This window comes from Paenibacillus terricola (genome assembly GCF_014779765.1).
Lineage (GTDB): Bacteria > Bacillota > Bacilli > Paenibacillales > Paenibacillaceae > Paenibacillus_T > Paenibacillus_T terricola.
In genome coordinates, this window is record NZ_JACXZA010000002.1 from 113,691 (window position 1) to 128,417 (window position 14,727).

Consider the following 14,727-nt stretch of genomic DNA (forward strand, 5'->3'; position numbering starts at 1 on the left):
CGGAAATTATACGAAAAAAGCTCCTCAACATCGCAAAATCGCGATTGCTGAAGAGCAGCAAATAGGAGAGACACAAGTAAGAGACGATCAGAACGGTTAGACTTGAGCCGTTTCCGACGACAGATAAGTACGATTGCGTTCGATCAGCGAGAGTCGCTGCTGCACGCAGGCATAAGAACGAAGCGGATCTTCGGGCGTATTCATAACATAGTCAAGCAGCCGATCGACAGTCGATACTGCCACATGGCAGCGTGTAGCCGAAGAAGCATAATAAATGTACACTGCGCCATTGTCGAGAGCAACGACGCCATTACAGAAGGTAACGTTGGATACATCGCCAATACGTTCTTCGCCTATCGGTGCGATTAGATGGCCGCCAGGGCGGTGGGTGACGCGATGCGGCTCATCCAGATCGGACAGAAACGCGTAGAGCACATAACGGAGGCCTGCAGCCGTATTGCGGACGCCGTGGGCGATATGCAGCCAGCCGCGGTCGGTACGGATCGGTGCAGGTCCTTGGCCGTTCTTCACTTCTTTGATCGTATGATAATGACGTTCATCGATAATGATCTCTTGCTCGATAACAGCCTCTTCGATCGAATCAGCTAAGCCCCAGCCGATGCCGCCGCCTGAACCGGTGTCGATGAAACCATCTTGGGGGCGCGTGTAGAATGCATATCGGCCATCGATGAAGGTAGGGTGGAGCACGACGTTACGCTGCTGATTCGAGGCTGTCTTCAGATCGGCAAGCCGTTCCCAACTCTTCAGGTCATGTGTACGTGCGATGCCGCATTGGGCAATTGCACTGGACAGGTCGCCGCGCGGAGCGTCAGGATCTTTGCGTTCGGTGCAAAATAACCCGTAAATCCAGCCGTCCTCATGCTGCACGAGACGCATATCATAAACGTTAATGTCTGGATCATCTGTTTCAGGCATTACAATAGGTTCATCCCAGAATCGGAAGCCCTCTACGCCGTTATCGCTTTCCGCTATGGCGAAGAATGATTTGCGATCATTGCCCTCTACACGTGCAACCAAATAAAATTTGCCGTTCAAATAGATCGCTCCGGGATTGAAGACGCAGTTGATGCCAAGCCTCTCCATAAAGTATGGGTTCGTCTCTGGATTGAAGTCATACCGCCAAGTCAGAGGGGTATGATCGGCAGTCAGAACAGGATGCTCATAACGTTCATATATGCCGTTGCCAAGCGGTACAGGCCGATTCGTACGGCCGATAAGCTGTTCATACTGGTTCGTTAGCGCGTCGCGTCTTAATGTATAGGTCATGTTCATCGGAATGAGCCTCCTATTGGTTGCTTGCCGTATGGGCAAGCGTGCGTTCTAATCGTTCCAGCATTTCGAAGCATGCGCGACTGTTATGGTAAGGACATTTCCATGCATTCACTTTGCCTTTGCCCGTTGTCGGGATACCCTCTCTCGTTACGCTCCAGAACCATTCACCCTGCTGATGGTCGATGATATAACGGTCGGTGAACGCCCATGATGCTCGTGCTGCATCAAGATAACGAGAGTCGCCAGAGAGTTCATACGCATTGTAAAATCCGACGACCGCCTCTGCTTGCGGCCACCAGTCTTTATTACTGTCAATAATGCCGGAGGCGTCTGCCTCGTTCAGAATGCCGCCATCGTTATCAATCCCTTCGAGCAGCACCGCTTCCGACATTCGTATAGCGGTTGCGTTCGCGCTTGCAATGAGCTCGGGATTTCCTAACACTTCTGCGGCTTCTGCGATGAGCCAGCTTCCTTCGATGTCGTGGCCGTAAGAGATATGACCGGACAAGCTGTTCCACCGTTCATCGAAGAACAGCTTGAAATGGCTGGATTCGCGATCGACGATATGCTCCAATGTCATTGCGATCAATTCGCTCTGGGACTGCCTAAGCCTATCTGTAGGCCATACCCGGAATAGGTTAGTGTACGCTTCGAGCACATGCAGATGCGTGTTCATCGACTTTTTCTCATGGAGGGTGTTGCTGCTAAGCTCGGAGATGTCATTCGGCTGCCAATCGCGCGTATGCGATTCGAAATAGCCGCCGTTTGCTTTGTCGCAGCTATGTGTTTCCAGCAAGTCATAAATCCCAATCGCCAGATCTAGAGCATCTTGTTTGCCTGTCGCTCGATAATATTCGGTCATCGCATAGATCGAGAACGCCTGACCGTACACGATCTTCTGGGCTTGAGCTGGCGAGCCTTGCGCATCTACCATCCAATATAGACCGCCGTAATCCTGATCTACGAAGTGTTGAACGATATAATCATAAGCGCGATCCGCTATGCGTAGATGAGCTTCGTCCTTGATTAGCCGATAGGCTGCCGCGAACGTCCACAGGATGCGCGTGTTAAGCACGAGACTTTTGTCCGCATTAGGAACGATCTCGTTGTTATCATCAATTTCACCTACAAAGCCGCCGTGTGCGAGGTCGATCGTATGATTCATCCAATAGGCCAAAATATTGTTCGTCAGCTCGCTGTGAATATCGTGCCGCCATGCCTCTGCCCAAACGTTTGAGTCCGTATTTGCCGTCATCCTAATTCCTCCCCTCGATTAGCTGTTGCTGTAATTCAGCTGCGCTAGCTCGCCTTCGTAGTAATTGCGTATGAATGATTCAGCAGGCTTGCCGAACATGCAGTAGTCGTTATTGCTTGCCGCCTGTTCCTCAGGGTACAGAATCGAAGGCCAATCCCACAGCATAAAGCCCTTCACCCAAGGCCGCCTGCTGCTGCTCCCGAACATCGCTTCATAGAATTCCAACTGTGCGGCACCATCTGTCTCGCCCTGCAAGCCCCAATCGTTAGGCAAATGCTCGGATCCTCGGCGGCTAGGACAGCCTGCTTCCATGAAGAAGAACGGTTTGTTGAAGCGCTCCACAACTTTCTCGATACGGTCCAGCTGAGCTTGCCAATCGCCGACAGGGTAGTAGCCGCTCGATGAAATAACGTCGACTGCGTCCCACCACAGCACGCGGTCCTCTTGATATTTGTCACAGTTGTAAGTCACAATCCCGCTGTATATACTCCGTACTTCGCGAATAAGCTGGCGCCATTCAGTCTCGCGACGGTCGGTTTGTACCATCTCGCAGCCGATGCACAGCATCTCACAGCCTGATTCCTCCGCTACTCGGGCGTAATGAAGGATGAATGCGGTGTAAGACGCGAACCAATCGGACCATTTGGGTTCACAAGGCACATCGTAGTCGAAAAAATTAATATGAGCCCGCCATGTTCCATCTGCACAGTTGACGACAGGCTTTAAACAAACGTTCAAGCCATTGCGCTTCGCTTCAGCTATCGCATGTCGAACTTCTTCATCCGTTACTGTAGGTGCTTCAGTGAAAGGAATGGTAGTCGATTGAGGCGTTGCTTGCAGCGCTGCGAATGTGATTGCTGTCCAGTTAATGCCGAGTCGTTCCTTCATTAATGCCATGGATTGATCGGCTTCCTTCGTCGACCAAGTGCCGCGGGTTCCCGTCCAACCCCATGTCATGCCTGCAATGTACGTTTGATCGTTCCAATTCATCCTGTCAGCGCTCCTCTATTCGAATAATGAAACCTGATCCGCACCAAGTTGACATTTGTTATTCTTAATAATAACAACCACTAACGATAGGTTAATGGTTTGTTAGGTGTTTTGCAAGCGTTTTTAAAGGGTGAAAGTTGTGCGACTTTACCATATTGCACAACGTTTTTTTGCTGTTCGGAAGCGAAGCGGACAAATTTACAAGTTACTCGTTGTTTTGAAGAAAAATAAAGTTGGCGAGGGTGGGAGTAAGTGTTTCGTTATTATGAATTTGGTTCATTGAGAATAACGTTTGGATGGAGGGGGAGTAGTTAGTACGAAACATGGTATGTGAGATTGGTCAGCACTCCTTACTGTTAGGAACAATAGAGGACGATGATTACATAAATAGTTGGAGGAGGCGTCATTCATTGTCGGCGCAACTTTTATTGTTAATGCCGCGTAATAGTTTTCATATGGAACGTTTGGAATTATTTGCATGAGGACAAGGGGATGATGATGATTTCGAAGATGTCTACGATGAAGCAGTTAAAGTATCTTATGTTCAATAGTTTGGGCATGCTGGCTATTTCAGTTTTTTGGCTGATAGCGAATCTTTCGGCTGATCGACCGATGTGGCTGATTGTCCCGTCATTTCTGACGACTCCAGCGTTTCTCGTCATTATTAGCGGAGATGGGCGATCCGATAGCCGTAACTTATTTTGGACTCACAAGAGGGGTCTTAGAACTTCGCAGGCTGGAATGCGCAGGGGAACAATCGATAACGCAGGAGTTGATTTGATATTTCAACCATAACGCATCTTTCCATACAATTGGTTTCTAAGCTAATCATACTGGCTATGATAATTGCGTCAGTTTTAATCAGTCATTCAAGAGAGGCAGATGAATGGATTTATTTTCTGTATTTTGTCGTAGGTCTAATCCATTTTGTATCTGTAGTCTGCATTGTATCTGATCTGATTCGGAAGGATCACATTAGCGTTGATGGAGAGTTAGTGGATAAGCAGAAGTTGTATAATGGATGGAAAATTCGTGTAAGGACAGATAGCGGAGAGAAGCTTCGCAAGTTTCGGACGAATAATCAGTTCGATGAGACGTTTCGTAAGTTCGAGATAGATGAACCGATCACCGTTACTTATTTCAGGCTGACAAGAGCGGTCTATGCGATTCAACGTCCGGCAATTGATCTTGTTGGAGATTAATTACATAAGGAGTGCGATGGTGGCTGCATTGGATTCGGACTTGGAGCAGTACGGACAGCTGATGAGTGATGCGATCGCTTCCCATCAACGCTGATTGCGTGAAGGCATGAATTTCGAGTGCGAGTGATAGCGAACATACAGTGATACGGCTGTCTTGCGAGTTAGGGAACGTAACTTGTGGGGCAGCTTATTTGTTGCAATAAGATGTAGAGGATTCCGAAATGTTCAGGAGTGACTGAAATTCTTATGTAATCCTCACTTGGGATCTAGTTGTGTGACCCCGTTGATTATCGATAGTAGTGTTCTTGTTTTTGATTTTGTCCAGATATGGACTATTCAAATGCATGTAAATGCTTTAAAATACAGACAAACGGACTTAATCAAACATAAACGGACAAGTTGTTAAGGGGGAAACGCGATGCCACAAGCAATCGGTGCAACACATTGGATTATTCCGGACGGTTATATTCCGCCAACAAGCTCTGGTGAGCTGGAAAGTCATGAATCGGTGTGCGTGCTCAACTGCGGAACTGAAGCGGCTAAGCTGGAATTTACGATTTATTTTGAAGACCGCGATCCGATTGAACATATTGGGTACGTTGTACCTGGCAGAAGAACGAAGCATATTCGTACTGCATTGCTGTCCAATGGAAGTGAATCGATTCCGAAGGGTGTTCCTTACGCGATTGAAGTCTCGAGTGATATTCCGGTTATCGTGCAATACAGCCGTCTAGATTCAACGCAGGCGGAGAATGCACTAATGTCGACGCTTGGTTTTCCCATTCGTTAGACGACTGGCGGGTTGACGCGGAAGAACGATTTCAGGCACAATGAAGTATTGGAACTAATGACCAAAGAGTAGGGAAGGAGACGCGAGCAATGCTGGCAGCCGAACGCTATGAGATGATAGTCCGACTGGTGCAAGAGAAGGGCAGTGTGCGAGTGACGGAGCTGAGCGTCCAATGCGGCGTTACAGAAGAGACGATTCGCAGGGATTTGGATCGTCTGGAATCAGAGGGACGTCTTCGCCGCTCCCATGGCGGCGCGGTAAGCGTGAAGCAGGAAGGGGCGTCTCAACCCGAAATACCATATACGCAGCGCGAGATTACGAATGCAGAAGAGAAGCGGCGGATAGCCGAAGAAGCGATTCGCTTCATCGAGCCGAAGGATCGGATCCTGCTGGATGCGAGTACGACAGCTTGGTATATGGCGGCCCGACTGCCGGATATTCCGCTGACAGTCTTGACCAACTCGATTAAGGTAGCGACGGAACTTAGTCAGAAGGAGAAAATCGAGGTCATCGTGATCGGCGGCAAGTTGGCAAACAACTCGCTATCGTTTGTTGGGCCGCTTGCAGAGCGATCATTAGAAACCTACTATGTGGACAAGCTCTTCCTGTCCGGCAAAGGCGTTCACCTCGAGCGTGGCATTAGCGAATCGAATGAGCTGCAGGCACGTTTGAAGCAGCAGATGATTGGCATAGCAGAACGCGTCTTCTTGCTAGCTGACTCGAGCAAGTTCGGCGTCACTTCGTTCACACATGTCGCGGATCTGTCAACAGTGGATACCTTAGTGACGGACCGCCGCATTTCCCGGGAAACGGCAGACAAGCTGGGCGAGCTTGGTATTAACGTACTGACGGTTTAGATGGTTGACGTTACGCGAGGTGAGGCGAGCTGCTTGGGCCTGTAGGTGCAGCAATGCACCTACAGAGTGCGAGAACAATACCGAGTGTGGAATTGTAGGTGCAGAACTGCACCTTCGTGTAGCTGGCGTATTGCAACGTGGACCTTTAGGTGCAGAAGTGCACCTAAAGGTGGCCGGCGTTCCGGCAAGTGGACTTATAGGTGCAGAATTGCACCTATGGGTGAGGAAACGGCCAATACCCAAGCTCATAGGTGCAGTTCTGCACCTATGATGGGAGAAATCGCAGCCAAGCAGTTATGTAGGTGCGGAAATGCATCATATGGAGCGTCATGCGTGCAACCATTCGAGATAAGATGGGGCATCAAGCGAGCAACCAGCGACAATAAGATGCAGAAGTGCAGCGCATGGACCATCAAGCGACTATTAGATGTAGTAGTGCATCTAAAGTGCACAATGACATGGATCTCCACTCAAGCAGTATTAAGTTGCAGAAATGCGTCATGTAGAGCCGCGCGGCACCTCTATTCATTTAACCAGTTCTGTGAAACGTTGAAAACGCATACGTTCAACAGCCGTGCGGACAAGCGAGCTTCTTTTTTACTTTTAACTTGTCTGACAACCTGATATCATAAATGTTGACCATTACTTTATTTATTTTTGTAATCAATCTGCCGCGATTAGCGGCAAAACGAGGTGTTTCTTCTCATGAAAGTGTCCTTATTCATCACTTGTCTTAGCGACGCCATCTATCCTCGGGTCGGAGAGGCGATGGTTCGTCTGCTAGCGCGGTATGGCGTACAGCTAGAGTTCCCAACTGTGCAAACCTGCTGCGGGCAGCCGGCGTTCAACAGCGGTTATTGGGACGACGCGCGCAAAACAGCAACAACGTTGATCGAGGCATTCGAGGACAGCGACTTTGTCATTGCACCATCGGGCTCCTGCATCGGAATGCTCCATCATTATCCAAAGCTATTCGAGAAGGATCCTGTAATGCTGGAGCGGGCTAACAAACTGCAGGCCAAAAGCTACGAGTTCACACAATTCCTCGTTAAAGTGCTTGGCGTTACCGACGTTGGCGCGACATTCCCTCATAAAGTAACGTATCACCCTTCATGCCATGGTACGCGTTTGCTTGGCGTGAAGGAAGAACCGATTGCGCTAATGAATCAGGTCAAAGGGCTGGAGCTCGTTCCGCTTCCTTTTGCTGAAGATTGCTGTGGGTTTGGCGGTACATTCGCGGTGAAGATGGCTGATATTTCGGGTGCCATGGTTACGGAGAAGGTCGATCATGTGCTGGAGACGGAAGCTGAAGTGCTTGTTGGTCTGGACATGGCGTGCATGATGAACATTGCAGGCAATCTGCGTTACCGGGATAAACCCGTACGCGTGATGCACTTGGCCGAACTGCTTTATGAAGGGGTGAAGTAACGATGAGTACAGCAAGCACGAAGCCCGGAACCGTCAAAGAACGGGCAGGACTCGCACTGAATGATGAATTCCTGCGCAAAGCGGTCAAGTTCACAACGGAGCGTCTGCGTTCCGGCAAGAAAGCAGCTTCGGAAGAGCATGGTAACTGGGACGACTGGCGCGAGCGCGGCAGACAAATCCGCCTGCATACCATTGCTCACCTGGACTATTATTTGAATCTGTTTGCAGACAATGCACGCGCTAACGGCGTCAATGTGCATTTTGCCGAGACTGATGTGGAAGCAGTTAAGATCGCATTGGCCATTGCGGAGCGCAAGCAGGCCAAGTCAGTCGTTAAATCCAAGTCGATGGTGACCGAAGAGCTTCACTTGAATCATGCACTTGAGAAAATCGGCGTAGAAGCGATCGAGACCGACCTTGGCGAGTACATCATTCAACTTGCTGGCGAAACACCATCGCATATTATTATCCCGGCTATCCATAAGAACCGTTACCAGATTGCTGATCTGCTGTCAGCTGAAGCGGGCGAGACGTTGGCGCCGGATACGCAGATTCTAGCCGGTTTCGTTCGTAAGAAGCTGCGGGAGAAATTTCTTGAAGCAGATATCGGCATGACGGGCTGCAACTTCGCGATTGCTGAGACAGGCTCAATGGTTTTGTTCGAAAATGAGGGCAACGCGCGCATGGTATCTACCGTGCCCAAAACGCAAATTACTTTGATGGGGATGGAACGTATCATCCCATCTTTCGAAGACCTTGAAGTTATGGCTACGCTGCTGCCGCGCTCTGCGACAGGCCAGAAGCTGACGGTCTATATGTCTGGCATTACAGGCCCTCGCCGCACGGAGGATGCAGACGGTCCGGATGAAATGCATATCATCATCGTGGATAACGGGCGCTCCAATCAGCTTGGCGATCCCGAGTTCCAAGAGCTGCTCAATTGCATACGCTGCGGCGCATGTTTGAACGCATGTCCGGTGTACCGTCATATCGGCGGCCACGCATACGGCGGAACATATAGCGGTCCGATCGGTGCTGTTCTGACGCCTGCGTTGAAGAAGGACGAATCGCAGTGGGATGACATCGCCAATGCATCGAGCTTGTGCGGTGCGTGTTATGAAGCTTGTCCGGTCAAAATCCCGCTGCACGACATGCTTGTCTACTTGCGGAGACGGAAAGTGGAGAGTGGCAATGGCAACCTGCTGGAGTCGGTCGGCATGAAGGGCTTCTCAACGCTCTTAGGCGGTTCGAAGCGGATGCGTGGCGTCATCCGACTCGGTCAGCTTGGCCAGAAGCTAGTTGAAAGAGATGGTGGCATTCGCATCAAGCTTGGTCCGCTGAAGGGCTGGAATACGTATCGCGTAACGCCAAGTTTGCCGAAGCAGTCATTCCGCGACCGCTGGTCGACCATTCAGAAGGAAACGCAGGCAGAGGGAGCGACGCTTGATCCGGCATTAAAAGCTCGGATGGAGGCGGTCGTTGCAGAGCGTAAGCAAGGAGGAGGAAGCAGTCATGGCGGACACGCATAAGGAATGGTTGAAGGAGTTGGAGACGGCCTCTAAGTCGAAGCAGAAGTCGTTTATCGATAGTATTTCATCCAAGCTAGGTCGTCCTCGCCCAATGGAGAAGCCAGCTCATCCTTTCCGTGGTGCACCGGATTTCTGGCGGACGTTTGAATGGTCTGAGGAGGAACGGATTGAGCGGTTCGGTGCGAACTTCAAGGCTGCAGGCGGCCATGTTGCCCGTCTTGCCAGCTTCGATGAAGCGAAGCAATTTATTGCAGACAAGGCTGCGGAGATGAGCGCGAAGTACATCATTCGTCAAGGACAGCCGGAGCTCGAAGCGATGAATCTTGAGGATGCGATGCCAGATGCCCGAATCACGGTCTGGAATACGGATGAAGAAGAGAATTGGAGAGCTCGTGCAGCAGAGGCTGACTTCGGTGTTGTTGTGGCAGACTATGCGGTGGCTTATACAGGCTCGATCACCGTTGTGTCTGCTGCGAACAAAGGGCGTTCAGTTAGTTTGCTGCCGACCGTTCTATTCGCTATCATTCCCGTGGAACGGCTAAAGACACGTCTAGGTGAAGCGCTGATCAACTTCGATCAAGCAGGCCGAGAGAACCTGCCAGCTGGTATTCACTTCATCTCAGGTCCAAGCCGTTCGGCTGATATCGAGAATGACCTGACGATTGGCGTTCATGGACCAGGCGTAGTGTACGCTTTGTTCGTTGGATAAGCTGACGTAGAAACGGAGGCTTGTCCGATGGAGATCGAGAAGCTGGAGAAACGGAACCATTACGAGGAAATTACTGAACAAATCCGTGGGATGATTACGAGCGGCAAGCTGAAAGTCGGCGACAAATTGCCCTCCACCAAAGAGATGGCAGAGCGATTCGGAGTTGGACGGTCAACGATGCGGGAAGCGCTGAGCGCATTGAAAGCGGTTGGTTTGATCGAAATTCGGCAGGGCGGCGTATGCCGCGTTCTGCGGGATCAACCCTTGAGTGAAGCTGCGGGAGCGCTTGACGCATTACAGCTTCAAGGCTCCACACTTCTTGAACTGCTCGAAGCGAGGCAGTCGCTGGAGAGTTCGAATGCAGCGATTGCTGCTCGCAAAAGGACGGAAGCGGACATTGAGCATTTGAGGTCGATCGTCGATCAGATGCAAGCTGCGGCAGGAGACGATGCGGAAGGCGAGAGACTTGACCTCGCTTTCCACCAAGGACTTGCATTAGCGACACATAATTCGATTATCGTGCAGCTGTTCGAGACGATCATGCTGCAGACGGCGAATGCGATTCGTGATGTTCGCCGTGTTGAAATATATGCCAATCGGGACATTGCGGAGCAATTGTACCGAGAGCACTCTGAGATTCTCGATGCTGTTGTTCGGGGTAATCCGCAGCAAGCTTCAGATGCAATGCAGGTTCATCTGCAGCATGTTGAGAACATCGTTCATAAGCATGTCAGGTAATCGTCATATATATATTGTTGCAAACTGGTAGAACCTAACCTGCATGCATATCGCTTAAGCAGCGTATCCTAAGCGCTGTTGGAGGTGATGTCATGTCAGGTCGCAACAGCAAGCCGAGAAATGACGGTCCAGCAGCTTCTCCATCCCGTGTCGAGCAATTTGGCGCAGGGTTGACCGGAGAAAGCGGCAATTTGCCTAAGAAGAAAAAGCCAGGCAGCTGCTCTTAATCATTCCGTTATGTTCAAACCGCAACACAAAAAGACCGTTTCCACATGCGCATGCAGTTGCGATTGGAACGGTCTTTTCATTCGTATTATTCGGATTGATTCTGCTCTTCTGCGCGAAAAGCGTACAACCTTCCTCGTGCTCCAGGGCTATGCGTTTCATCTGCTGGATACGAATCGAATTCGCCGGCGAATGAGAAGCCGCATGCCCGCACCATCCGCGCGAAGGAAGGGAAATCTTTAAAGCTTTCATCGAATGTGAGGACAAGCAGTCCGTTCCTTTTCAACACACGACGAAATTCATCCAATGCTTCCTGTGCATCTTCTCGCAGCAACCGATGCAGCACCGATAGCCCAAACACAATATCGTACTTGCCGTCTTCGTAAGGCAGCTTCGCAATATCGGCCTGCACGAAACGGAGACAATCTAGCTGTTCACGCTCTGCACTCGCTTCTGTATGCCCAGCTTCATCTAAGCATCGCACGATGGATTGGAGCGATACGATTCGCGGGCTTGAGTAGTCAATCTCATGGTCTGGCACAGCTTGCGTCATCACACGAAAAGTGTGAGATAGGCCTGGTGCTGCATCGAGCTTGATGCTGCCGGAATGCACGAATAATCCGGCCCATGCATTCGGTTCATGGCGCCCCCACCAAGCTGACGGTACTGTGAATTCGAAACGTTCGTCAGTCGGATTCGAATGCTGCTGGCCATCAACATTGGACGACGACTTCCATGCGGGATCGGTATTCATGGTGATTCCTCCTTCTCACGCCGCCGATCGAGGGAATAGGTAGGCGTACTAACACTTTATGGCGGTTTGTTTAGGTTTTATGCTTGTACGATTCCATCTAGTCAAAACATTGCTGATACGCTATAGTAGGTGAATGATCGACTTGCATGGAACTTAAGATGGGGGAGAGAGGACACCACATGACAGATATTCGTAAGAGCTGTCCGCCGAGCTTTCGTACCTTCGGATTAGCGGTGCAGGCTATGGTTGTTCTTGCGATAAATGGGCAGTCGTGCCCAAGTTGTGTGCTTGCTGAACGGCTGCACTCAGAGGCTACGCTGCTACGTCGAATTATGGGACAGCTCGCACGAGCCGGGCTCATTGAGACGAGAGAAGGCAGGGACGGCGGTTATCGGCTGCTTCGTCAGCCAGATACGATTACGCTCGCGGAGATTTATAAGGCGCTCCAGATTAATGGGGAGTTGTGCAGAACGATGGAGGAAGCAACAGGGCCGCATCCTTTTGGCATCCATATGAAGGAAGCGTTCACTGATTTGCTTGCGGAGCTTGATCATAGCATGTTGGCTGTTATGCAGCAGCATACAGTTGGTCAATATGCGGCCAAATTTAAGGTCTAAACAGAACATTATACGTATGAACACGGCGTTGTTGACAGCGCCGTTATATATGGCATATACTGTGGATTATTATCAACAGTTAATGACTTCATGGCGATCCATACAGCGGCTGCTCAACGGTCCTTTTTTATTTTAACTGTGCAGAAATTTACACGGATAGTGGAGGGATTCCATAATGGTACAAACAACAGTAAAGAGCCCAGATTTTCAAACGGTCATCCGCGACCGTCACTCGGTTCGCAAATATGATCCGACGTTCCGAATCTCGAAGGATGAAATGAAGCAGATGCTGGAGGAGGCAACACTTGCTCCATCGTCGAGCAATATGCAGCCTTGGCGTTTCCTGGTCATCGATGACCAGGCTAAGAAAGAGCAGCTGCTTCCGATCGCTTTCAATCAACAGCAAGTCGTCAATGCTTCTCATATCATAGCTATCCTCGCTGACAAAGAATCGTACCGTCATGCAGAGACCATTTATTCCCGTGCCGTAGAGTCTGGCTTCATGGACGAAGAAACTAAGACACGAATGGTGGAGCGTATTGTAAGCGAACAATCGCCGTACCGCAAATCCGATATTGCGAAGGATATCGGTCTCGTTGATGCTGGTCTGGTCTCGATGCAGTTCATGCTCGTTGCCAAGGCGCACGGCTATGATACTGTGCCAATGGGCGGTTTCAACAAAGCGCAATTCAATGAGCTGTTTGCCGTACCTGAACGTTATGAGACGGTTATGCTGATTGCGATTGGCAAAGCAGCGGTTGAGGCTCACGCTTCGGCTCGTCTTACGCAAGAAGAAGTTACGTTCTGGAATGAAATTGTTTAAAAGGTCGTTTAATAAGCCTGATTGAATATAACGAATAGAAGCTGGCATCCAATCGAATAATCGATAGGAGCCAGCTTCTTTGCATTCAGCTTCATTTTCTCCGTACGCTGCTTGCTCCGAATATTAGTCGGCGGTCGGATTGTAGATCGAGCCCGTGAATAGAACAGCGCCGCTCTGTTCATCGGCAATCGCCAGGAAGAATGGGCGATCGACGATCATGTCGAATGGTTGATCAACAGGAACTTCGGCGGATGTAGCAACCGTCTCAATAGAAGTAACGGCTGCCGCCTTCGTCCCTTCTTCGCTGATATCGATTTTACTTTTATGCTTAATCTCAGAGATGCGTACGTTCGGTTCATTCGACAAGCCTGAGAAGTCTGCAGCGTCGGAGAACGACTGCTTCATGCCTAGCGCTTGCAGGGACTCATTCAAGGTCGCGCTGTAACCGATATTGAATTTCGGAAGCTGAATCGAACCGTATCCCTTCTTCCATTGCTCTAGAAGTCTGATTTTGCAGTTCCACAATTTCTCCTGAAGCGCTTCGAGGCTGTTGTCTGCGGATGGGAGAAGGATAACCATCGACATTTGACCACGTCCGTACGGAATGCGGATTGCTTCATAGTCGTTATTTTTGAAGTGTGAGTATTGACCTGTTCGATTCATGAATGGAATTTGCAGAGCTGAACCGTCAGAGAGATGAAACGGTTTATCTTTCGTTAAGTTGGCATCGAATTGATCTTTCCAAGTGCCGTTGAAATAGACGGCATTGAGTAGAATCATGACGAGGCTCGAATCAATTGCATTGGGTTCAATCAGCTTGTCGATCATTCCTTCGGTGTGATCTGCAATCCAACCATTGATCTGCTTAGCGGATTTCTCCGGTTGGTCAGTTTCGATTGACGCGATCTCTGCATTGTAGCTGTCTTTAATTATCGAAGAGAAATTCGGATTAACGGTGACCTGCGCGTTATGCCAGACCGAATCTGCTAGCTGAAGCGTAATGCCTTCCCCGGGCTGACTCAGCAGCTTCAACAGCTCGCGATAGCCAGCGTTGATTTGATCGACAGACTTGTTGTTCCAGCCAAGCACACGCTCTAGTTCAGCCTTCGTCTCGCCGCCGCTTCCGTTATAGACCATTGCGAGAGCAGTTGTGATGCTAAGAGGAGAGAGAAAGACATTCTGACCAGGCTTCTCTTTCAATAGCTGCTGATGCAGGCGAAGTCCGAAATTATTGGATGCCTGAATGATCGGCTGATCTGCTGCCGCTGCCAGCGTGTTACGGTCTTCTAATGAGATAGCTGTATGCACTTTCTCTTTGCTGCCGCATGCCGTCATACTGCAAGCTAACATAAGCGAAGCGAGTCCGATGAGCATGAGACGTTTGTAATTCATTTGAAGCCCCCTTAAACAACCAATTTGTATAATGGATCCGTTCTTGCCATCTTTAACGGTCAATCTATACAAAAAGTTTCGATTTAACGCACGGAAACCGTTGAAAACGTTTGCCCCTGACACCT

Annotated in this window: 15 protein-coding genes; 10 read left to right on the forward strand and 5 right to left on the reverse strand. The window is 49.9% G+C overall.

Features of this window, described 5'->3' with window-relative positions; all coding sequences use genetic code 11:
• Nucleotides 1-96 precede the first annotated feature (96 nt).
• The 3 genes from H8B09_RS07725 to H8B09_RS07735 are packed head-to-tail and all read right to left on the reverse strand — an operon-like array spanning nucleotide 97 to nucleotide 3,538.
• Nucleotides 97-1,293: a glycoside hydrolase family 130 protein gene (locus H8B09_RS07725; protein WP_191202946.1), complete on the reverse strand. Its 1,197-nt coding sequence runs from the start codon at nucleotides 1,291-1,293 to the stop codon at nucleotides 97-99.
• A gap of 13 nt (nucleotides 1,294-1,306) precedes the next feature.
• Complete coding sequence (locus tag H8B09_RS07730; protein WP_191202947.1) at nucleotides 1,307-2,548, reverse strand: AGE family epimerase/isomerase; 1,242 nt, start codon at nucleotides 2,546-2,548, stop codon at nucleotides 1,307-1,309.
• Between the two features lie 18 nt (nucleotides 2,549-2,566).
• On the reverse strand, nucleotides 2,567-3,538 hold the full coding sequence (locus H8B09_RS07735) for a glycoside hydrolase family 113 (protein ID WP_191202948.1): 972 nt from the start codon (nucleotides 3,536-3,538) through the stop codon (nucleotides 2,567-2,569).
• Nucleotides 3,539-4,533: 995 nt separating this feature from the next.
• Here H8B09_RS07735 and H8B09_RS30395 point away from each other — a divergent pair.
• The 8 genes from H8B09_RS30395 to H8B09_RS30855 all read left to right on the forward strand — a co-directional run bounded on the left by H8B09_RS30395 (nucleotide 4,534) and on the right by H8B09_RS30855 (nucleotide 11,018).
• Nucleotides 4,534-4,740 (forward strand): hypothetical protein, encoded by a 207-nt coding sequence (locus tag H8B09_RS30395; protein WP_224753403.1) that lies wholly within the window; start codon nucleotides 4,534-4,536, stop codon nucleotides 4,738-4,740.
• Between the two features lie 418 nt (nucleotides 4,741-5,158).
• The gene (locus H8B09_RS07750) at nucleotides 5,159-5,530 is read left to right on the forward strand and encodes a sensory rhodopsin transducer (protein WP_191202951.1); all 372 of its coding nucleotides are present in this window, start codon (nucleotides 5,159-5,161) and stop codon (nucleotides 5,528-5,530) included.
• 89 nt (nucleotides 5,531-5,619) lie between these two features.
• Nucleotides 5,620-6,387, forward strand: coding sequence for a DeoR/GlpR family DNA-binding transcription regulator (locus H8B09_RS07755; RefSeq protein WP_191202952.1), 768 nt, complete (start codon nucleotides 5,620-5,622; stop codon nucleotides 6,385-6,387).
• A gap of 705 nt (nucleotides 6,388-7,092) precedes the next feature.
• Nucleotides 7,093-7,815 (forward strand): (Fe-S)-binding protein, encoded by a 723-nt coding sequence (locus H8B09_RS07760; protein ID WP_191202953.1) that lies wholly within the window; start codon nucleotides 7,093-7,095, stop codon nucleotides 7,813-7,815.
• A gap of 2 nt (nucleotides 7,816-7,817) precedes the next feature.
• Nucleotides 7,818-9,344 (forward strand): LutB/LldF family L-lactate oxidation iron-sulfur protein, encoded by a 1,527-nt coding sequence (locus H8B09_RS07765; protein WP_191202954.1) that lies wholly within the window; start codon nucleotides 7,818-7,820, stop codon nucleotides 9,342-9,344.
• Complete coding sequence (locus H8B09_RS07770) at nucleotides 9,328-10,053, forward strand: LutC/YkgG family protein (protein ID WP_191202955.1); 726 nt, start codon at nucleotides 9,328-9,330, stop codon at nucleotides 10,051-10,053. The genes H8B09_RS07765 and H8B09_RS07770 overlap by 17 nt, the downstream gene beginning before the upstream one ends.
• Nucleotides 10,054-10,080: 27 nt before the next feature.
• Nucleotides 10,081-10,791: a FadR/GntR family transcriptional regulator gene (locus tag H8B09_RS07775; RefSeq protein WP_191202956.1), complete on the forward strand. Its 711-nt coding sequence runs from the start codon at nucleotides 10,081-10,083 to the stop codon at nucleotides 10,789-10,791.
• Between the two features lie 92 nt (nucleotides 10,792-10,883).
• Nucleotides 10,884-11,018: a hypothetical protein gene (locus tag H8B09_RS30855; RefSeq protein WP_263576125.1), complete on the forward strand. Its 135-nt coding sequence runs from the start codon at nucleotides 10,884-10,886 to the stop codon at nucleotides 11,016-11,018.
• Between the two features lie 86 nt (nucleotides 11,019-11,104).
• Here H8B09_RS30855 and H8B09_RS07780 read toward each other — a convergent pair whose 3' ends face one another.
• Nucleotides 11,105-11,770, reverse strand: coding sequence for a class I SAM-dependent methyltransferase (locus H8B09_RS07780; protein ID WP_191202957.1), 666 nt, complete (start codon nucleotides 11,768-11,770; stop codon nucleotides 11,105-11,107).
• Nucleotides 11,771-11,949: 179 nt separating this feature from the next.
• Here H8B09_RS07780 and H8B09_RS07785 point away from each other — a divergent pair, with 179 nt between their 5' ends.
• Together H8B09_RS07785 and H8B09_RS07790 are read left to right on the forward strand one after the other, a co-directional pair.
• A complete protein-coding gene (locus tag H8B09_RS07785; protein ID WP_191202958.1) occupies nucleotides 11,950-12,387 on the forward strand; it encodes an RrF2 family transcriptional regulator in 438 nt (145 codons plus the stop codon).
• A 175-nt stretch (nucleotides 12,388-12,562) separates the two neighbouring features.
• The gene (locus tag H8B09_RS07790; protein WP_191202959.1) at nucleotides 12,563-13,210 is read left to right on the forward strand and encodes a nitroreductase family protein; all 648 of its coding nucleotides are present in this window, start codon (nucleotides 12,563-12,565) and stop codon (nucleotides 13,208-13,210) included.
• A 123-nt stretch (nucleotides 13,211-13,333) separates the two neighbouring features.
• On the opposite strand, the gene H8B09_RS07795 is transcribed toward H8B09_RS07790, so the two are convergent.
• Nucleotides 13,334-14,602, reverse strand: a complete 1,269-nt coding sequence (locus H8B09_RS07795) for a serpin family protein (protein ID WP_191202960.1) — start codon at nucleotides 14,600-14,602, stop codon at nucleotides 13,334-13,336.
• Nucleotides 14,603-14,727: the final 125 nt, after the last annotated feature.

Bases quoted from the DNA above. Each gene is read 5' to 3' on its own strand.
- H8B09_RS07725 (WP_191202946.1), bottom strand. From the start codon at position 1,293: ATGAACATGACCTATACATTAAGACGCGACGCGCTAACGAACCAGTAT.
- H8B09_RS30855 (WP_263576125.1), top strand. From the start codon at position 10,884: ATGTCAGGTCGCAACAGCAAGCCGAGAAATGACGGTCCAGCAGCTTCT.
- H8B09_RS07795 (WP_191202960.1), bottom strand. From the start codon at position 14,602: ATGAATTACAAACGTCTCATGCTCATCGGACTCGCTTCGCTTATGTTA.
- H8B09_RS07790 (WP_191202959.1), top strand. From the start codon at position 12,563: ATGGTACAAACAACAGTAAAGAGCCCAGATTTTCAAACGGTCATCCGC.
- H8B09_RS07780 (WP_191202957.1), bottom strand. From the start codon at position 11,770: ATGAATACCGATCCCGCATGGAAGTCGTCGTCCAATGTTGATGGCCAG.
- H8B09_RS07730 (WP_191202947.1), bottom strand. From the start codon at position 2,548: ATGACGGCAAATACGGACTCAAACGTTTGGGCAGAGGCATGGCGGCAC.
- H8B09_RS07770 (WP_191202955.1), top strand. From the start codon at position 9,328: ATGGCGGACACGCATAAGGAATGGTTGAAGGAGTTGGAGACGGCCTCT.
- H8B09_RS07785 (WP_191202958.1), top strand. From the start codon at position 11,950: ATGACAGATATTCGTAAGAGCTGTCCGCCGAGCTTTCGTACCTTCGGA.
- H8B09_RS07775 (WP_191202956.1), top strand. From the start codon at position 10,081: ATGGAGATCGAGAAGCTGGAGAAACGGAACCATTACGAGGAAATTACT.
- H8B09_RS07750 (WP_191202951.1), top strand. From the start codon at position 5,159: ATGCCACAAGCAATCGGTGCAACACATTGGATTATTCCGGACGGTTAT.
- H8B09_RS07755 (WP_191202952.1), top strand. From the start codon at position 5,620: ATGCTGGCAGCCGAACGCTATGAGATGATAGTCCGACTGGTGCAAGAG.
- H8B09_RS07735 (WP_191202948.1), bottom strand. From the start codon at position 3,538: ATGAATTGGAACGATCAAACGTACATTGCAGGCATGACATGGGGTTGG.
- H8B09_RS07765 (WP_191202954.1), top strand. From the start codon at position 7,818: ATGAGTACAGCAAGCACGAAGCCCGGAACCGTCAAAGAACGGGCAGGA.
- H8B09_RS07760 (WP_191202953.1), top strand. From the start codon at position 7,093: ATGAAAGTGTCCTTATTCATCACTTGTCTTAGCGACGCCATCTATCCT.